This window comes from Ruegeria sp. CG3 (assembly GCF_056537205.1).
Genome location: NZ_JBQFRC010000001.1, coordinates 1,160,800 through 1,175,432 on the forward strand (window position 1 = coordinate 1,160,800; position 14,633 = coordinate 1,175,432).

At 59.8% G+C, this 14,633-nt stretch carries 16 protein-coding genes and 1 tRNA gene; 13 read left to right on the plus strand and 4 right to left on the minus strand.

The features are described from left to right. Positions 1-50: 50 nt before the first annotated feature. From ACR0NB_RS05830 to ACR0NB_RS05840, 3 genes are read right to left on the minus strand one after another with little or no spacing between them, the layout of a single operon-like run. Positions 51-728 (minus strand): GntR family transcriptional regulator, encoded by a 678-nt coding sequence (locus tag ACR0NB_RS05830; protein WP_480775151.1) that lies wholly within the window; start codon positions 726-728, stop codon positions 51-53. After that, positions 725-1,756, minus strand: a complete 1,032-nt coding sequence (locus ACR0NB_RS05835) for a Gfo/Idh/MocA family protein (protein ID WP_480775152.1) — start codon at positions 1,754-1,756, stop codon at positions 725-727. The genes ACR0NB_RS05830 and ACR0NB_RS05835 overlap by 4 nt, the downstream gene beginning before the upstream one ends. Continuing rightward, positions 1,753-2,844: an isocitrate/isopropylmalate dehydrogenase family protein gene (locus ACR0NB_RS05840; protein ID WP_480775153.1), complete on the minus strand. Its 1,092-nt coding sequence runs from the start codon at positions 2,842-2,844 to the stop codon at positions 1,753-1,755. The genes ACR0NB_RS05835 and ACR0NB_RS05840 overlap by 4 nt, the downstream gene beginning before the upstream one ends. A 131-nt stretch (positions 2,845-2,975) precedes the next feature. On the opposite strand from ACR0NB_RS05840, the gene ACR0NB_RS05845 reads away from it, so the two are divergent. From ACR0NB_RS05845 to ACR0NB_RS05905, 13 genes are all read left to right on the plus strand, one after another. Continuing rightward, positions 2,976-3,983, plus strand: a complete 1,008-nt coding sequence (locus ACR0NB_RS05845) for a tripartite tricarboxylate transporter substrate binding protein (RefSeq protein WP_170597962.1) — start codon at positions 2,976-2,978, stop codon at positions 3,981-3,983. 60 nt (positions 3,984-4,043) lie between these two features. Next, positions 4,044-4,793 (plus strand): hypothetical protein, encoded by a 750-nt coding sequence (locus tag ACR0NB_RS05850; protein WP_480775154.1) that lies wholly within the window; start codon positions 4,044-4,046, stop codon positions 4,791-4,793. Positions 4,794-4,797: 4 nt separating this feature from the next. After that, entirely contained in the window at positions 4,798-6,309 is a 1,512-nt protein-coding gene (locus ACR0NB_RS05855) for a tripartite tricarboxylate transporter permease (protein ID WP_170357619.1), read from the plus strand. Further along, positions 6,309-6,596: a putative quinol monooxygenase gene (locus tag ACR0NB_RS05860; protein WP_480775155.1), complete on the plus strand. Its 288-nt coding sequence runs from the start codon at positions 6,309-6,311 to the stop codon at positions 6,594-6,596. The genes ACR0NB_RS05855 and ACR0NB_RS05860 overlap by 1 nt, the downstream gene beginning before the upstream one ends. Further along, positions 6,593-7,390 carry an N-acyl homoserine lactonase family protein gene (locus ACR0NB_RS05865; RefSeq protein ID WP_480775156.1) on the plus strand — a complete coding sequence of 266 codons (798 nt, stop codon included), beginning with the start codon at positions 6,593-6,595 and terminating at the stop codon, positions 7,388-7,390. The genes ACR0NB_RS05860 and ACR0NB_RS05865 overlap by 4 nt, the downstream gene beginning before the upstream one ends. Continuing rightward, a complete protein-coding gene (otnK, locus tag ACR0NB_RS05870) occupies positions 7,387-8,616 on the plus strand; it encodes a 3-oxo-tetronate kinase (protein WP_480775157.1) in 1,230 nt (409 codons plus the stop codon). Before ACR0NB_RS05865 ends, otnK begins: the two co-directional genes overlap by 4 nt. Continuing rightward, positions 8,613-9,257 carry a 3-oxo-tetronate 4-phosphate decarboxylase gene (gene otnC / locus ACR0NB_RS05875; RefSeq protein ID WP_170338922.1) on the plus strand — a complete coding sequence of 215 codons (645 nt, stop codon included), beginning with the start codon at positions 8,613-8,615 and terminating at the stop codon, positions 9,255-9,257. The genes otnK and otnC overlap by 4 nt, the downstream gene beginning before the upstream one ends. 63 nt (positions 9,258-9,320) lie before the next feature. Next, positions 9,321-10,505, plus strand: coding sequence for a glycosyltransferase family 4 protein (locus ACR0NB_RS05880; protein WP_480775158.1), 1,185 nt, complete (start codon positions 9,321-9,323; stop codon positions 10,503-10,505). 152 nt (positions 10,506-10,657) lie between these two features. Continuing rightward, complete coding sequence (locus ACR0NB_RS05885) at positions 10,658-11,248, plus strand: TetR/AcrR family transcriptional regulator (RefSeq protein WP_480775159.1); 591 nt, start codon at positions 10,658-10,660, stop codon at positions 11,246-11,248. Continuing rightward, positions 11,245-11,514 carry a hypothetical protein gene (locus ACR0NB_RS05890; protein ID WP_480775160.1) on the plus strand — a complete coding sequence of 90 codons (270 nt, stop codon included), beginning with the start codon at positions 11,245-11,247 and terminating at the stop codon, positions 11,512-11,514. Before ACR0NB_RS05885 ends, ACR0NB_RS05890 begins: the two co-directional genes overlap by 4 nt. Before the next feature lie 9 nt (positions 11,515-11,523). Next, the gene (locus tag ACR0NB_RS05895; protein WP_480775161.1) at positions 11,524-12,687 is read left to right on the plus strand and encodes an aromatic ring-hydroxylating oxygenase subunit alpha; all 1,164 of its coding nucleotides are present in this window, start codon (positions 11,524-11,526) and stop codon (positions 12,685-12,687) included. An 88-nt stretch (positions 12,688-12,775) separates the two neighbouring features. After that, positions 12,776-13,252 (plus strand): hypothetical protein, encoded by a 477-nt coding sequence (locus tag ACR0NB_RS05900; protein ID WP_480775162.1) that lies wholly within the window; start codon positions 12,776-12,778, stop codon positions 13,250-13,252. Positions 13,253-13,290: 38 nt separating this feature from the next. Further along, a complete protein-coding gene (locus ACR0NB_RS05905; protein WP_480775163.1) occupies positions 13,291-14,352 on the plus strand; it encodes a 2Fe-2S iron-sulfur cluster-binding protein in 1,062 nt (353 codons plus the stop codon). Between the two features lie 131 nt (positions 14,353-14,483). On the opposite strand, the gene ACR0NB_RS05910 is transcribed toward ACR0NB_RS05905, so the two are convergent. Next, positions 14,484-14,573 (minus strand) — tRNA-Ser (locus ACR0NB_RS05910). Positions 14,574-14,633 lie beyond the last annotated feature (60 nt).

Consider the following 14,633-nt stretch of genomic DNA (forward strand, 5'->3'; position numbering starts at 1 on the left):
GATTGCACAGCCGGCAGATCTACGGCCAGCGGGGTGAGCGAACTGACTGGCTAAAGCTTGTTCAGCCGATGTTTATCCAAGATGTCGATGATGACGGATTTGGCATGCAGCCGGTGCTGGCGATGCCGGTCGCGCGCCACATCAGGTTTGCCGTCGCGGATTGCCGTATAGACCGCACGGTGATCCTCATTCGACTTGACCGGCAACGGGCGGATGAACAGGGTCGAGGCCCGCGCCCTGCGGACCTGGTCGCTCATCATGGACACGATGCTTTCCACCCGCCGGTTGCCACCCAACCGGACAAGCTCGCGGTGGAACAGGTCATCGGCCTTGGCCCACGCCTCCAGGTCTTCCTCACCGATGGCGCGATCCATTTGGGCGATCGAGTCCGCCAACGGCTGAAGGTCCTGTTCAGAAAATCCGGCCTTGGCCGCGCGTTCGGCTGCAAGGCTCTCCAACTCGGTCAGAATGTCATAGATCTCGCGCATGTCATCCGGCGATACCGGTAGGATCCGCACCCCTTTGCGCGGCCGCATTTCCAACAGGCCTTTGCTTTCCAGCATCAGCGCTGCTTCGCGAACCGGCGTGCGCGACATCCCCAACTGCTCGGCCAGCTCGGTTTCCAGATGGTCGGTGCCCGCGGCCAACTCTCCGGTCAGGATCATCCGCCGCAAGTCCCGCACCGCGCGCTGGGTATTCGAGAGAGCCTTGCCGGTCTCGTTTTTCATTCGGCCTCCAAAACGATTTTCCTGCCCTCCGCATCAGATCTGTAGATCGCCTGCTCAATGCGGATAACGTCCAGATAGTCCGGGCCAGTATTTTCCAAATGCGTTCCATTTAGAAGACCGGATATGACATGCTGCTGCAATGCGTGCACGCAATCGCCACCAAAGCCCTCCCATTTATCGGGCGCAAGCAACTGCACGCTGCTCTGGCTGCCGAATTCCCGCAGCCCAACGGCGCCAAAGCCATCCATCGTCAGCGTTCCGCCGGTGCCTTCGATCAGGGCCTCCCCCATGGTGCGGCGCAGATTGTTCGAGGCATGATCCAGGTTCCGGTTGCCATCGAACACGGCCCTCAACCCGTTTTCGAACTCAAAGATGACATAGCCTGCGTCCTCTCCGGCAATGACCGGGTTTATCCGCCGCAGATCGGCATAAACCGAGACCGGATTGCCGAACAAGAACCGGAACGTATCGACCCAATGCACCGCCGTTTCGTGGATCAGAAAACGCGGCATTTTCTGAAAATAGGGTTGCCGATCAAGATAAGCGCGAGGCCCCTGCCCGTCGCCCGGGCGCAGCCGGAACGTGGCCTGCAGCGGTGTCCCGATATCCCCGCGTGTCAGGGCGTCCTTCATCACCCGATACCACGGCTGAAAGCGAAAATTTTCGTGGACAACGACGGTGGCTCCGGCGTCCTGGGCGTCCTGCAGTACATCCTCCGCTTCTGCCAGAGATCGACAGAACGGTTTTTGGCACAGGATCCAACCCACACCTGCGTCCAGCGCGGCACGAATTGCGTCGGCATGACCATCAGGCGGTAGGATTATGTCCAACAGCTGGGGCGTTTCCTGGGTCAGCATCGACGGCAGATCATCATAGGCAGGCAACCCAGTGGCGGCCGCCTTCTCGAGATCGCGATCACATGCGGCGACCAGTTGAACCTGCGGTATGCGGCGCCAGCTGCCATAGTGGAACTGGCTGAAATAGCCGGCGCCGACACAGGCGACCCGAATGAACTGCTGGCTGCTCACGCCAAAAACACCCTGTCCGCTACCGCCCGCGCTGCGGCCAGCGTGTCGGCTTCTCCGCCCAGATCACGGGTCAGAATTCGGCCCTCGGACACGACGCTGTCGACTGCCGCGTGCAACCGTTGCCCATCGCGCGACAACGCGGGGTTCTGATGCCGCAACCCAAGCCATTCCAGCATCATCGCCGCCGACTGGAACATGGCAAACGGATTGGCGATGCCTTCCCCGGCAATGTCAGGGGCGGATCCGTGACAGGGCTGGAACACCGCATGATCCAGACCAATGTCAGCCGAGGGCGCCAGACCCAGCCCTCCCATCAGACCGGCCCCAAGGTCAGACAGGATGTCTCCAAACATGTTCTCCGTGACAAGAACATCAAATTCCCAAGGCTTCTGAACCATCCACAAGGCCGTTGCATCCACATAGGCATGATTCGCAACCAAATCCGGGTGACGCTCTGCCTCGGCATCGAACAGATCCCGGAAGAATGCAAAGGCGCGGAAGACATTGGCCTTGTCCACACAGGTGACACGACCCCGACCCCGCCCGGACGTTTTTCGGTCATGCGCCAACTGGAAGGTAAACCGAAACAGCTTTTCGCAGACCTCTCGGGTGATCAGCAGCGTCTCGCGCGCCTCGTCCTCGGTCACTTCTCCGCACCCCTGGGTGTGAAACAACCCCTCAGTGCTTTCGCGGATTAGAACGAAGTCAATTTCCTTGCCAGGCGGCAGGGCCAACGGTGTTGCTTGCCCAGCTCTCACCCGCACAGGGCGCACGCCGGCAAACAGCCCCAGCGCCTTGCGGAGGTCGATCTGAGGTGAAATCTCGGTCCCATCCGGGTACCGAACGTCCGGCAAACCCATCGCGGACAGTAGAATGGCATCTGCCTGCCGCGCCGCATCCATTGACGTTTTCGGAAATGATTCTCCGGTTTGCGCATAGTGGGCTGCCCCGGCCGGAACCTCCCGAAACTCAAGTGTATAGTCCTCGGTCTGCTCCGACAGCTGCGCAAGGATGCTTAGCGTCGGAGCCATGATTTCCGGGCCGATCCCGTCCCCGTGGAACACTGCAATCTCTAGTCTCTCGGCCATCTGCGCCCTGCGTCCTTTTCCTGTGTTCTTGCGTTCGACCTTATATCAATTCCGGTCGTTGACAACGCATTGTGTAACGTATACGCAATTAAATGCAACAACAAACACATCACTGCATCTGGGAGGAAAAGATGAAGTCGAAAATCGCAAGGTTGGCAGCGGCCGCCCTAATGTCGGCAGGTGCCGCAGGGCTCGTCAGCGCACAGGAATATCCGTACCGGGACATTACCACCGCCGTCGTCTGGGGCGCCGGAGGCGGTACCGACACCATCAACCGGATGATCATGGCCGAGATGGAGAAACATCTGCCGGTGTCGATCAACGTGATCAACCAGACCGGAGGCGTGGCGGGTTCAAACGGAATGGTCTACGTCATGAACCAGCCTGATGACGGCTATACGTTGGTGGGACTTTCCGAATCGAACGTGACCGCCGCCGTCCAGGGCGGCTGGGACAAAAAGTTCGACTACTGGTATCCGTTCATCGTTGGCGGCTCGCCTGATTTGATCTCGGTTCCAGCCGACAGCCCCTACAACAGCCTTGAAGAGCTGGTGGACGCGGCGAAGGCCGCGCCCGGAACCATCCCGGCGGCAGCCTCGGGTGCGGGATCCATACACCACCTGAACCTGCTGGCCATCGAAAAGGGCTCGGGCGCCGAGTTCAAATTCGTCCCCTACAAAGGCTCAGCTCCGGGGCAAGAGGCCGCCATCGCCGGTGAAGTTGCGCTGGTCGTGACCTCGCTGGCGGAACAGGCCCCGCTGATCGAGGGCGGACAGTTGCGCCCCCTGGCGATGCTGACACCTGAAAACGCGGAAATCGCGGGAATGACCGTTCCTTCGGCCTTTGGCATCTATGACGGGCTCGACCAATATTTGCCGCTGAAACAGGCAATCGGCTTTGCGGTCCACAATTCGGCAAGCGACGATGTAAAGGCAAAACTGGCGGATGCGTTCCAGAAAGCCATGGCCTCGCAAGCCGTGGCCGATTGGGCCGCAGCAAACAATTATGACATCGGCGGACAGTACGGACCCGAGGCGCAGAAGCTGTTCTCGACGCTGGAATCCACTTTTGCATACACCCTGCAAGATTTGGGTGCGACGACCGTCGATCCGGCCTCTCTGGGCATCGAGAAGCCCTGAGCGACAAACGATCTTGGGGGCGCGGTTCCGCGCCCCTTTTTTTTGCACGGGAGGGCAAAGTTGGAAAAGGCTGAGGACATTCTGGTCCTGCGCGCACGGGATTTCTGGGCGTCGCTGGTTTTGGGGGCAACATCAGTGTTCTTCCTGTGGGAGACCATGGACATCCCCCTGTGGGGAGAAAACAAGGCGGGGGTCAGCGGTACCCAATGGTACGACTCGGCAGCCATTGTTCCGTTGTTCATCTTTGTGGGCCTGTTGTGCCTCTCGATCGCGCTGTTCGTGATCTCGGTCCGGTCCGGCGGGGCGCGGCACGCCCTTGGTGCGGCTGGCATCGGCTGGAACCCTGACGAAGCATTTCGCTTTTCCACCATTGGCCTGATCCTTCTGGCTTATGTGGGCGGGCTGGTGCCGCGCGTCGATTTCATCCTGTGTTCCGGCCTTCTGATCACCGCTCTCATATTTGGGTATTACGGTGGGCACCCGCGGCGCGCGATGATCGCCTGCGGCTCCGTTTGCCTGGCTGGGTTCACGTCCTGGTTGCTCTACCCTGCTCAAGCCGACTGGAACGCACATGCGGACGACTGGATCACGTTGGGCATTTGGGTTGCCCTGACGATCCCGGTTTTGATCAAAGCCCGGTCCGAGCGGCTTTTGCGGGTTGTTCCCTACATTGCCGTCCTGGCCCCGTTTATTCTTGTTTGCGCCATGGCCTTCGGGTTTCGCCAGAATGTTCCGGCGCGCGGTGGCCTGCTGTTTCAACAAATCGAGTACCACTATTACGTGACGCTCCGCCCGATCTGGAAAGGCTAAGACCATGGAGTTCGTCTTGTCACAGCTGGCGGGTTTCGGCCATGCCTTCGCTGCGCTGGTCGCCGATCCGCTGACCTATCTCTATCTGGTTTTTTCGGTCTTTCTGGGCATAACATTCGGTGCCCTGCCCGGCCTGACCGCGACCCTTGCCGTGACCATTCTGACCGGATTCTTCGGCAACAAGATCCCGCTGGATTACTCTTTGATCGCACTGCTGGGCGCATATGTGGGGGCGATTTACGGCGGGTCCTATCCCTCGATCCTGCTGAACATCCCGGGTACCGCCGCCAGCGCCGCCACCGCAATGGACGGTCACCCGCTTGCCAAGGCCGGACGCGGAGGTGAGGCGCTTGGATTGACGACGACGGCCAGTTTCATCGGGACCATCATCGGCACACTCACGCTCCTGATCTTCGTCTGGGCGCTGCTGCTTGTTTCAAAGAACATCGCAAGCCCCGAAAAGGCGCTACTGGCCCTGTTCGGTATCCTTCTGTCTGGCACGCTCATGAGCGAGGACCTGGTGCTCAAAGGGTGGATATCCGGTCTGATCGGGCTTGCCATGGCCATGGTCGGACTTGACCCCTTGCTGTCCGAGCCCCGCTACACCTTCGGCTGGTCCTACATGCTGAGCGGGTTCCAGGTGGTACCTGTTCTCATGGGGGCCTTCGCGATCCCTCAGATCATCGAAGGCCTGCGCCATGTCGAAGCCGGCAAGGTCATGGCTCTGAAAGGCTCGATCCTGCCAAATCTCTCGACGGTCCGCCGTCACCTGCCCACCATCGGCAGGTCCGGCGTGATCGGCACCGGCGTTGGTGCCCTGCCGGGCGTCGGCGAGGATGTTGCCGGATGGGTCAGCTACGGTGTCGGCAAAACCGTTTCGAAGGATGGGAAGAACTTCGGCAAAGGTTCACTGGACGGGCTTTTGTGTTCAGAGACAGCCAACAACGCCTGTATCGGCGGCGCACTGATCCCCCTGTTGGTGCTGGGCATCCCCGGCTCACCACCCGCGGCCGCGCTGCTGGGGGCGTTCAAAATCAACAACGTCATCCCCGGCCCAACGATCGACCCCGAAATCATCCTGCGGGTCGTGGCCATCCTGGTGCTGGCATCGTTGACGATGTTCCTGATGGGCCTTTTCACCGCGCGGGTCTTCATCAAGATTCTCAAAATCCCGCAAACTGTTTTCTTGCCCGTCGTGATGGTTCTGACCACGATTGGTTCATTCAGTGTGGGTGGCGGCATCAATGACCTTTACCTGATGCTGGGGGTCGGCTTCGTGGCGTATTTCATGAACCTGATGAAATATCCGATTGCGCCACTGGTCATCGGCGTCATCCTTGGCGGGTTGTTCGACGAGACATTCCGCCGGTCACTGTTCCTGTCGGATGGTGATCTGTCAGTATTTGTTTCTCGACCCGGAGCAGCCATTCTGCTGGTGTTGAACCTGGCGCTGATCCTCAGCCAATTGCCTCCGGTCAAACGTCTGTTCGCCCGTCTGAAAGGAGCACCCGCCTGATGTATGCCGTCACCGTAACCTTCGAGTTGAAGCCCGGGACACGCGAGCGTTTCCTGCCTCTGATGCTGGACAACGCACGCACGTCGTTGAACGACGAGCCCGGGTGCCTGCAATTTGACGTCTGCGCAGGGGACGATCCGGCCATCGTTTTTCTGTATGAGATCTACTCGAACGTCGACGCTTTCAGGATCCACTTGGACAGTCCGCATTTCAAGACATTCGATCTGGCGGTTTCGGATATGGTGGTCCGAAAGCAGGTCAACACGTTCTCCGAGGTCATGCGATGAACGACTGGGAAGTCTATGCCATCAAATATGCGGACAGAAATGCCCGCACCCGCGCCGACAGCTTCATAATGGATGACGATCACGCGGCCCCTCATGCCATGGACTACTACCTGTGGCTGCTCAGGCGCGGCACGCAGGTCATTCTGGTGGATACCGGATATGACACCGACGAAGGGCTGAGCCGCGGACGGCCTATTGCCATGGATCCACGTGATGCCTTGCGACCATTCGGGATCGCGCCAGAGGCCATTCAGCAAGTGATCGTCACGCATCTGCACTATGACCATGCAGGGGGTCTGCACCTGTTTCCAAATGCCACGTTGCATATGCAGGCGGCCGAGATGGCCTTTGCCACGGGTCCCTGCATGTGCCACGACACTCTGCGCGCGCCGTTTTCGGCCGGTCATATCTGCGAGGCGGTCAAGCGGCTCTATTCCGGCAAAGTGGTTTTCCACGACGGCGACGCCGAGTTGGCCGACGGTGTCACGGTCCACTGCATCGGCGGCCACTCCCGCGGGCTGCAATGCGTACGGGTCCGAACTGCCAGCGGCTGGATGGTTTTGGCGTCGGACGCATCGCATTACTACGAGAACTTCATGGCCCGAAAACCATTTCCCATTGTGGTCGACCTGCAGGACATGCTGGACGGCTTTGACAAGCTGCAAAGCCTCGCGTCTGCCCCTGGCCTGATCATCCCAGGCCACGATCCGCTGGTCCGGTCCGTTTTTGCCCCGGGACCAGCCGACCACATCAACCGTTTGGACACGGGGCCAATCAGAGAGATCAAACTATGAAGATCGGAGTCATTGCCGATGATTTCACCGGCGCATCCGACATTGGCCTGACCCTCGCTGAGGGCGGCATGCGCGTCAGCCAGTTTGTTGGCATCCCAAAGGGCCACGCGGACCAGGATCTTGATGCGGCCGTGGTTGCGCTCAAGTCACGCACGGCCCCGGTTGACGAGGCGGTGCGCGACAGTCTGGCGGCCTGTGACTGGCTGCTGTCCCAGGGTGCGCAGCAAATCGTCTTCAAGGTCTGTTCGACCTTCGACAGCACCGCAAAGGGCAATATTGGTCCGGTTCTGGATGCGCTGTCGGAATGGCTGAACGCTCCGACCACAATCGTCTGCCCGGCTTTTCCTGAAAATGGGCGCAGCGTCTACCAAGGGCACCTGTTCGTGCAGGACAAGTTGCTGAGTGAAAGCGGCATGCAGAACCATCCACTGACTCCGATGACCGACCCTGATCTCCGGCGTCTGCTGGCCGCTCAGTCCGCCCGTCCGATTCATCATGTGGCCGCCTTGGTGGTCATGCAGGGGGCTGCAGCCATTCGGTCTGCCCTGCCTGCCAAAGGTCATACGATTGTCGACGCGATCCGCGACGCAGACCTGCTGGAAATCGGCAAGGCTGCCCGCGATACCCTGCTCCTTTGCGGCGGGTCCGGGATCGCGCTTGGGTTGCCGGCAAATTTTGGGTTCGAACCGCGACACCCACAGTGGGACGGAGTGTCCGGACCCGGCATCGTGCTGTCAGGATCCTGCAGTCGCGCCACCCGAGAGCAAGTCTCGCGCTACCGGGACATCGCCCCACACCGCGAGGTCACCGCGCGGGACGCGGTCAGCGGCTCGATCTCGGTGGAAGAATTGGTCAACTGGGCGCTCGAGCAGAAACAACCGCCGCTGATCTACTCTTCGGCCGATCCACAAGTCGTGAGGCAAGCACAGGACTGCTTCGGCAAGGAAGAGGCATCTGCAGCCATCGAAAACCTGTTCTCCGATCTCTCCCGCAGCCTTTGGGCCGCGGGCTTCCGCCGGATGGTCATTGCAGGGGGTGAGACTTCGGGCGCGGTTGTCCAGGGACTGCGCGCACAGCAGTTGCAGATCGGCCCCCGCTTGGCAGCCGGCGTTCCCATGGTACTCCTGGCCGGCACCCCGTCCGTTGCTCTGGCGCTGAAATCGGGCAATTTCGGCGGCCCCGATTTCTTTGCGGACGCCTTGAACAGAATGGAGCGGCAACAATGAGCGAGGCGGCGAAGCTGCGGGAAGAAATCTGTCTGCTTGCAAAGTCGATGTTCGACCGGGGGCTGACCTGCGGTGCGTCGGGCAACATCTCGGCCCGGCTGACCGACGGAACGATCCTGGTTACGCCGACCGGCAGTTCGATGGGGTTTCTCGACCCGGCGCGGATCAGCCATCTGGATGCCCGGTTTCAGCACATTGATGGCGACTTACCGACCAAGGAAGTCCCGCTGCACTCGGCCTTCTACGACACAAGGCAGCAGACCGGGGCTGTGGTCCACCTCCACTCGACGCATTCGGTGGCCTGGTCCATGCTTCCCGAAGTTGACCCCGAGGACGTTCTGCCGCCGCTGACCCCGTATTCAATCATGCGGGTCGGTCGGGTGAAATTGCTGCCATTCTTCCTGCCCGGCGACCCTGAAATGGGCAATGCGGTCCGGGGACTGGCTGGACAGCGCAGCGCGGTGCTGCTGGCCAATCACGGCCCTGTGGTTGCCGGCAAAGACATCTGGGCGGCCAGTTTCGCAATGGAAGAACTGGAGGAAACCGCAAAACTCGCCCTGTTAACCCGAGGACTGACCCCTCGACAGCTGAGCGCCGAACAGATTTCAGCCCTGTACGACATGACAGGCCACAGCAAGTAACCGGTTCGAACACCTGCTGCTCTGACAACACGCTTTGCGATCCAATCGGCCGGAGTTCGGCTATTGCCGCCAGCTTTTGCGCACATTTCTGGCAAAGATCATCTCAAGCTTGCTCAATTACCCTGCGTAAATTACCATTTTCGGTGGGGGACTGTGTCGTTGAATGGTTTAAAGCTGCTTTTTGTGCAGGCAGGGTTCGGTCCGGGTGGTGCGGAAAAAGTCATCGCCATGTTGTCGAACCATTTCGTGGAACGCGGTTGCGAGGTTCACGCAACGGCGTTCAGCATGCCGGAAAACGGTCCCTATTTCTCGATGAATGAAAAAGTGCGGACCAGTGCGCTATCAGGCAGGCGCGGACAGTTGAACAGGATCACGCACGTACGTTCGGTCATTCGCGACCTACGCCCCGATGTCGTGATTTCGTTTCTGACCAAAGTGAATGTAGTTACCCTGATCGCCACATTGGACTCCAAGCTGCCGGTCATCATTTCGGAACGGAACAACCCACGTCTACAGGACGCACACCCCGGATGGGCGCGATTGCAATCCGTTCTGGGCCGAAGGTCGAAGGCTGTCGTTGCATTGACACAAAAAGGTCTGGAGGATCTGCCTGGCCCGCTCCGCCGTCGCGGTCGGGTCATACCGAACCCGATCGAGCCCTTCACACGGGCGCAGGTGTCGAACTCCGAAAAAGCGCGTCACCTGGTCTCGGTTGGTCGCCTGGTGCCGCAGAAAGGTTTTCACCTTCTTCTGGAGACCATGGCCAAGATCCATGCCGAGTGCCCATGGATCACCCTGACGATCTATGGTGAAGGCCCCGAGCGTCCCCCACTCGAGCGGTTGCGCAAGTCTCTCGGTCTTGAGGGTTGCGTTCATTTGCCCGGCAATACGGCCCGGGTCGGAGAATGGGCAAACGACGCCGATATCGTGGTTGGGTCTTCGCTATATGAAGGGTTTCACAATGTTGTCGCCGAGGCTGTCGTCAGCGGGATCCCAGTCGTCTCATTCGATTGTGACTATGGTCCGTCCGAATTCATCCGCCACGGGCGAAATGGCTATCTGGTACCGACCGGCGACGTCACCGGACTGGCAGAAGCCGCCATTCGTCTGATCAATGACCCGACGGCCCGCGCGGGAATGGCAAACGAATCCGATGAGTTAAGGACGCTTCTTTCTCCAGAGAGGGTCTACTCCGCGTGGGAGAACGTCGTCGCGGACGCAGTTGCGCGAAACGGTCGTATGATCTGACGAGACCCGACACGGACGACCATCCCATCATGCCAAATCCTGAGCAGGGACAGGCTAATTTTGACCTGTCTTCAACCCTGCTTTGTTAATTTTCATTATTGACAACTTTCACGCTGTAGTTATTTGCCAAATTTGACAATAAAGGAGCTCCAATGCCCCGACCCACGCTCAAAGACCAACGATCCGCTGAAATACTCGATGCCTACGTGACCTGTGTGGCCCGTTTCGGATTGGAAGGCACAACACAAGAACGCATCGCGGCGGAGGCTGGTGTCAAACGACCCTTGTTGCGCCACTATTTGGGAAACCGTGATGACATGACGGCGGCATTGGCAGACCACGTGATCAACGCTTTTGCCGAAGTGACAGAGGCGGTCTCGGCTCAATTCGGATCGCAGGGTGAGCCATCTGAGTTGATTGATGCCCTGTTTGACGACGGGCACGGCCATGATCCCCGGCTGATGCTGGCTTGGCAGGCTTTGGCAACGGCCGCAGAACGCATTCCTGACCTGGGCCCCAAACTGACTCACAGCTACGCAGACTTTCTGGCCGTCATCGAAGGTATTCTGGCACGCGCATATCCATCGGCACCTCCCGAACGCATTCGGGCCGTCGCCCATGGAGTAACCGCTTGCGCTCAAAACATCGACGCGCTTGTCCCGATTTCACCGCCAGTTCAGTGGCGCGACGATCTAAGAGCGGCGGCGCTGGCGTTGCTTGCAAGCTTGGAGGGTGACGCATGATCAATCTTCCCAGACTGATCAACTACGCAGCCCTACCCGTTCTTTTGGTGGCCACATGGCTGGGGCTCCAGTGGCCCTGGAGACTGGTATTCCTCTGGTGGGCCATACCTTCGATCCGCAGCGGCCAAGCTTTCCTGATCGATGCCGTCAACCGCGACACCGATCCACTCCTGTTCTGGACCGTTACTGTTCTTTGGATGGTCTTAGGCGGCCTGATGGTTACCGCCGACATCGCACCGGCCATCTATCCGGCCTGGCTGGTCTGAGAGGTTTTCATGACACGAATGTATCACCGGCTTCCCGCCTCTGCCTATACAGCGCAGGACTGGTACGACCGCGAGCAAGAACTGATCTTCTCTCGCACCTGGCGATATGCCGGGTTTGCCGAGGATGTACCCGAGCCCGGACACTATATCTCGGTCCAGGCGGGTTTGAACAACATCTTCGTCGTAATGGGGCGCGACCGTCGGCTGCGGGCGTTCCACAACATCTGCTGTCACCGCGGAACCCAATTGATCCGTGCAGTGGGCAAAACGCAGAAGGCACTGACCTGCCCCTATCACGATTGGACCTACGATCTGGAAGGCAACCTGATCTCGGTCCCAGATGAAAATCGCGAATATCCTGACGGCATCGACAAGTCTTGCCTCGGGTTGAAACCCACGAGCGTCGATCTCTGGCGCGGGATGATCTTCGTGCACCCTGACCCGCAGGCGCCGAGCCTTGCGGAGTGGTTCGGGCCAGTCGATCCGTTGCTGGGCCCGCACAAGCCCGAAGAATTGGTCGAATACGGCGAAGCCCGCCAATGCTATGAGATCCGCGCCAACTGGAAGATCTTGGTTGAGAACTACATCGACGTCTATCACCTGAGCCACCTGCATTCGAACACGCTTCACATGTATGACCACGGTCGCGCAGAATATGGCTGGAAAGGTCCACACTATCATTTTTGGGAGCCGCCCTCGTCAGACTATGCCCGCGCGCTCGAGAAAAACCTGCCCACCCCGCGGGTAATCCCGAAACCGCATATTGGCGCCTGGGTGCCGATGCTGTTTCCGGGCATTGGCTTGGCTGGCAGTGAAGACAGCTGGAACATCTTCATCATCACGCCCCTCGCGCCCGACCGAACACGCGTGGAGAACCGCACCAGATTGGCCAGCGCGTCGGCGTGGGAGTACTCGCGGCAGCAATGGTCATCTTACGCGTTCTGGCGTGACTTCGGTGGCCCGAAATACAAAGGCGACGATGCGTTGGGCAAAGATGACCCGATGGCCTCGGGCGATTTCACGACCGAAGATGTCTATGCCTGCGAACAGCAACAGAAATCCTTGGCAAGCCCGTTGTTTGAAGTCGGCCCGGCCTCTGTCGGAGAAGGCCCGGTTTTGCAGCATCAGCAAGTTGTTCTGGACTTCATGGCGGAAGCTGAGGCCGAGACATGACCAGGCCCAAAACACTCTCCCCAAACGCCATCCCTGGGCCGGCACCAATCATCCCGCGCCCAACTGCCCAGAACCCAAAGGTCATCCTGTGAGCCTTCGCATTCTTGCCAGCTTGGTTGGGATCGCCCTGGCAGGCGGACTGGCTCTCGCCGCGCCCGGCAGCGACCCGAAGGCGGTTGCCGAACGTAAGCTCTCCGCCCCCGACTCCCAGATCGCCTGGAGCGACTGGAATCCCGAAGCGATCCACACGATCACCGTAAAATATGGTCAGGGCCAGCCGGATGATCACTTTAGCTATTCGGTGGCCGATTGGGCCCAGCGAAAGGGCGACCCCGGCTTTGAATCTGTCCCAGAGCTGCAGGGGTATGTGGAAAAAGAGCGCTCACCCCCGCGGATCGTGATTACGGAAGAGCCAAGTAGCGCCACGGCAACAGCGGTCACCACGGTCAAGTACGACTGGCAGGGGCACGCAGGTACGATGGCGCAAACCGACCGCTTTTCGCTCACGCGCAAAGGCCGAAAATGGGTGATCCGCGCACTGCACACCACCATGGATTATCGCTGACCGAAGATGGCCGTCTTTTGCTCAGGAAAGGACCACACGTGACCCGTAAATTCTTCCCCTTGTCCGTGGCTGAAATCCGGCCTGAAATCAGTGGCGAAGCAACCACCGTCGTGCTGGACGTACCACCCGCCCTGACCGAGCTGTTTCGCTGGTCCCCCGGCCAACATCTGACACTGCGCTTCGGCCTGAGCGGGAAAGAGCAGCGACGCTGCTACACCATCTCCAACCCGCCAAACGAGGCGCTGCAGATCACCGTGAAACGCGTTTCCAAAGGATTGGTGTCGAACCATATCGGCGACACCCTGCGCGCCGGAGATACGGTCGAGGCGATGCAACCCTTTGGCCGCTTCACGCTGGAACCCAACGCAACTGCACGACGCACCCACTACTTTTTTGGCGCGGGCAGCGGGTTGACGCCGCTTTATGCGATGATCCGAGCCGTGCTTGACCACGAGCCACATTCCGTCGCCCACCTGATCTACGGCAACCGGTCCGAGAATGAGATTCTGTTTCGGGAAACGCTGGACGCCCTCGTCGAGGCCAACCCATACCGGTTCACCCTGCGCCATGTCTTGTCTGCCCGATCGCTGTTGAGCTGGTTCAGCCCCTGGCGAGCCGGCCGCGTTGATACGGATGCGATCAAGGCGACAATCGAAGAGTCACCCCCCATCGCGCAGGACGTCCAGTATTGGGTCTGTGGCCCTGGCAGCATGAACTCAGACGTCCGGGCAGCGCTGAACGCGCTGGATGTGCCCGATTCTCGCATCCACATGGAAAGCTTCGGCGCCAACCCAGCTCAGGACACGATCCAGTCGGGCATGGCGGCCACAGCGAGGGTGACGCTTGATGGGGAAACCCGCGATGTGCCCATTGAGGCTGGGCAAACGATCCTGGAGGCCGCCATTGCAGCGGGACTGGCGCCGCCCTTCAGCTGCCAGTCAGGCGTCTGCGGCGCATGCCGCGCAATTCGGACAGAGGGTCAGGTTCAAATGCGGGCGCACATGGCCCTCGATCAGAACGACATCGCACGCGGTGAAGTTCTGACCTGCCAAGCCGTCCCTAAAAGCACAGAACTGGCCGTGCAGTTCCCCGATACGTAACAATCCCGGTACACCGCCTCACCGCCCGGCAGTACGGATCCCAGCGCACAACACATGTTCGCCCAAGGTGTCCGGGCCAAAACACTGCCGATCCCGCGCGGTGCGCAAAAACTGTGGGTATTCAAGGTGAATGGCGGAGAGACAGGGATTCGAACCCTGGAGACGGTTTCCCGCCTACACACTTTCCAGGCGTGCGCCTTCGACCACTCGGCCACCTCTCCGTGCCGGCGATATTTGGACCAACGAACAGGGATTTGCAAGGGCCGATTGCGCGGAAATCC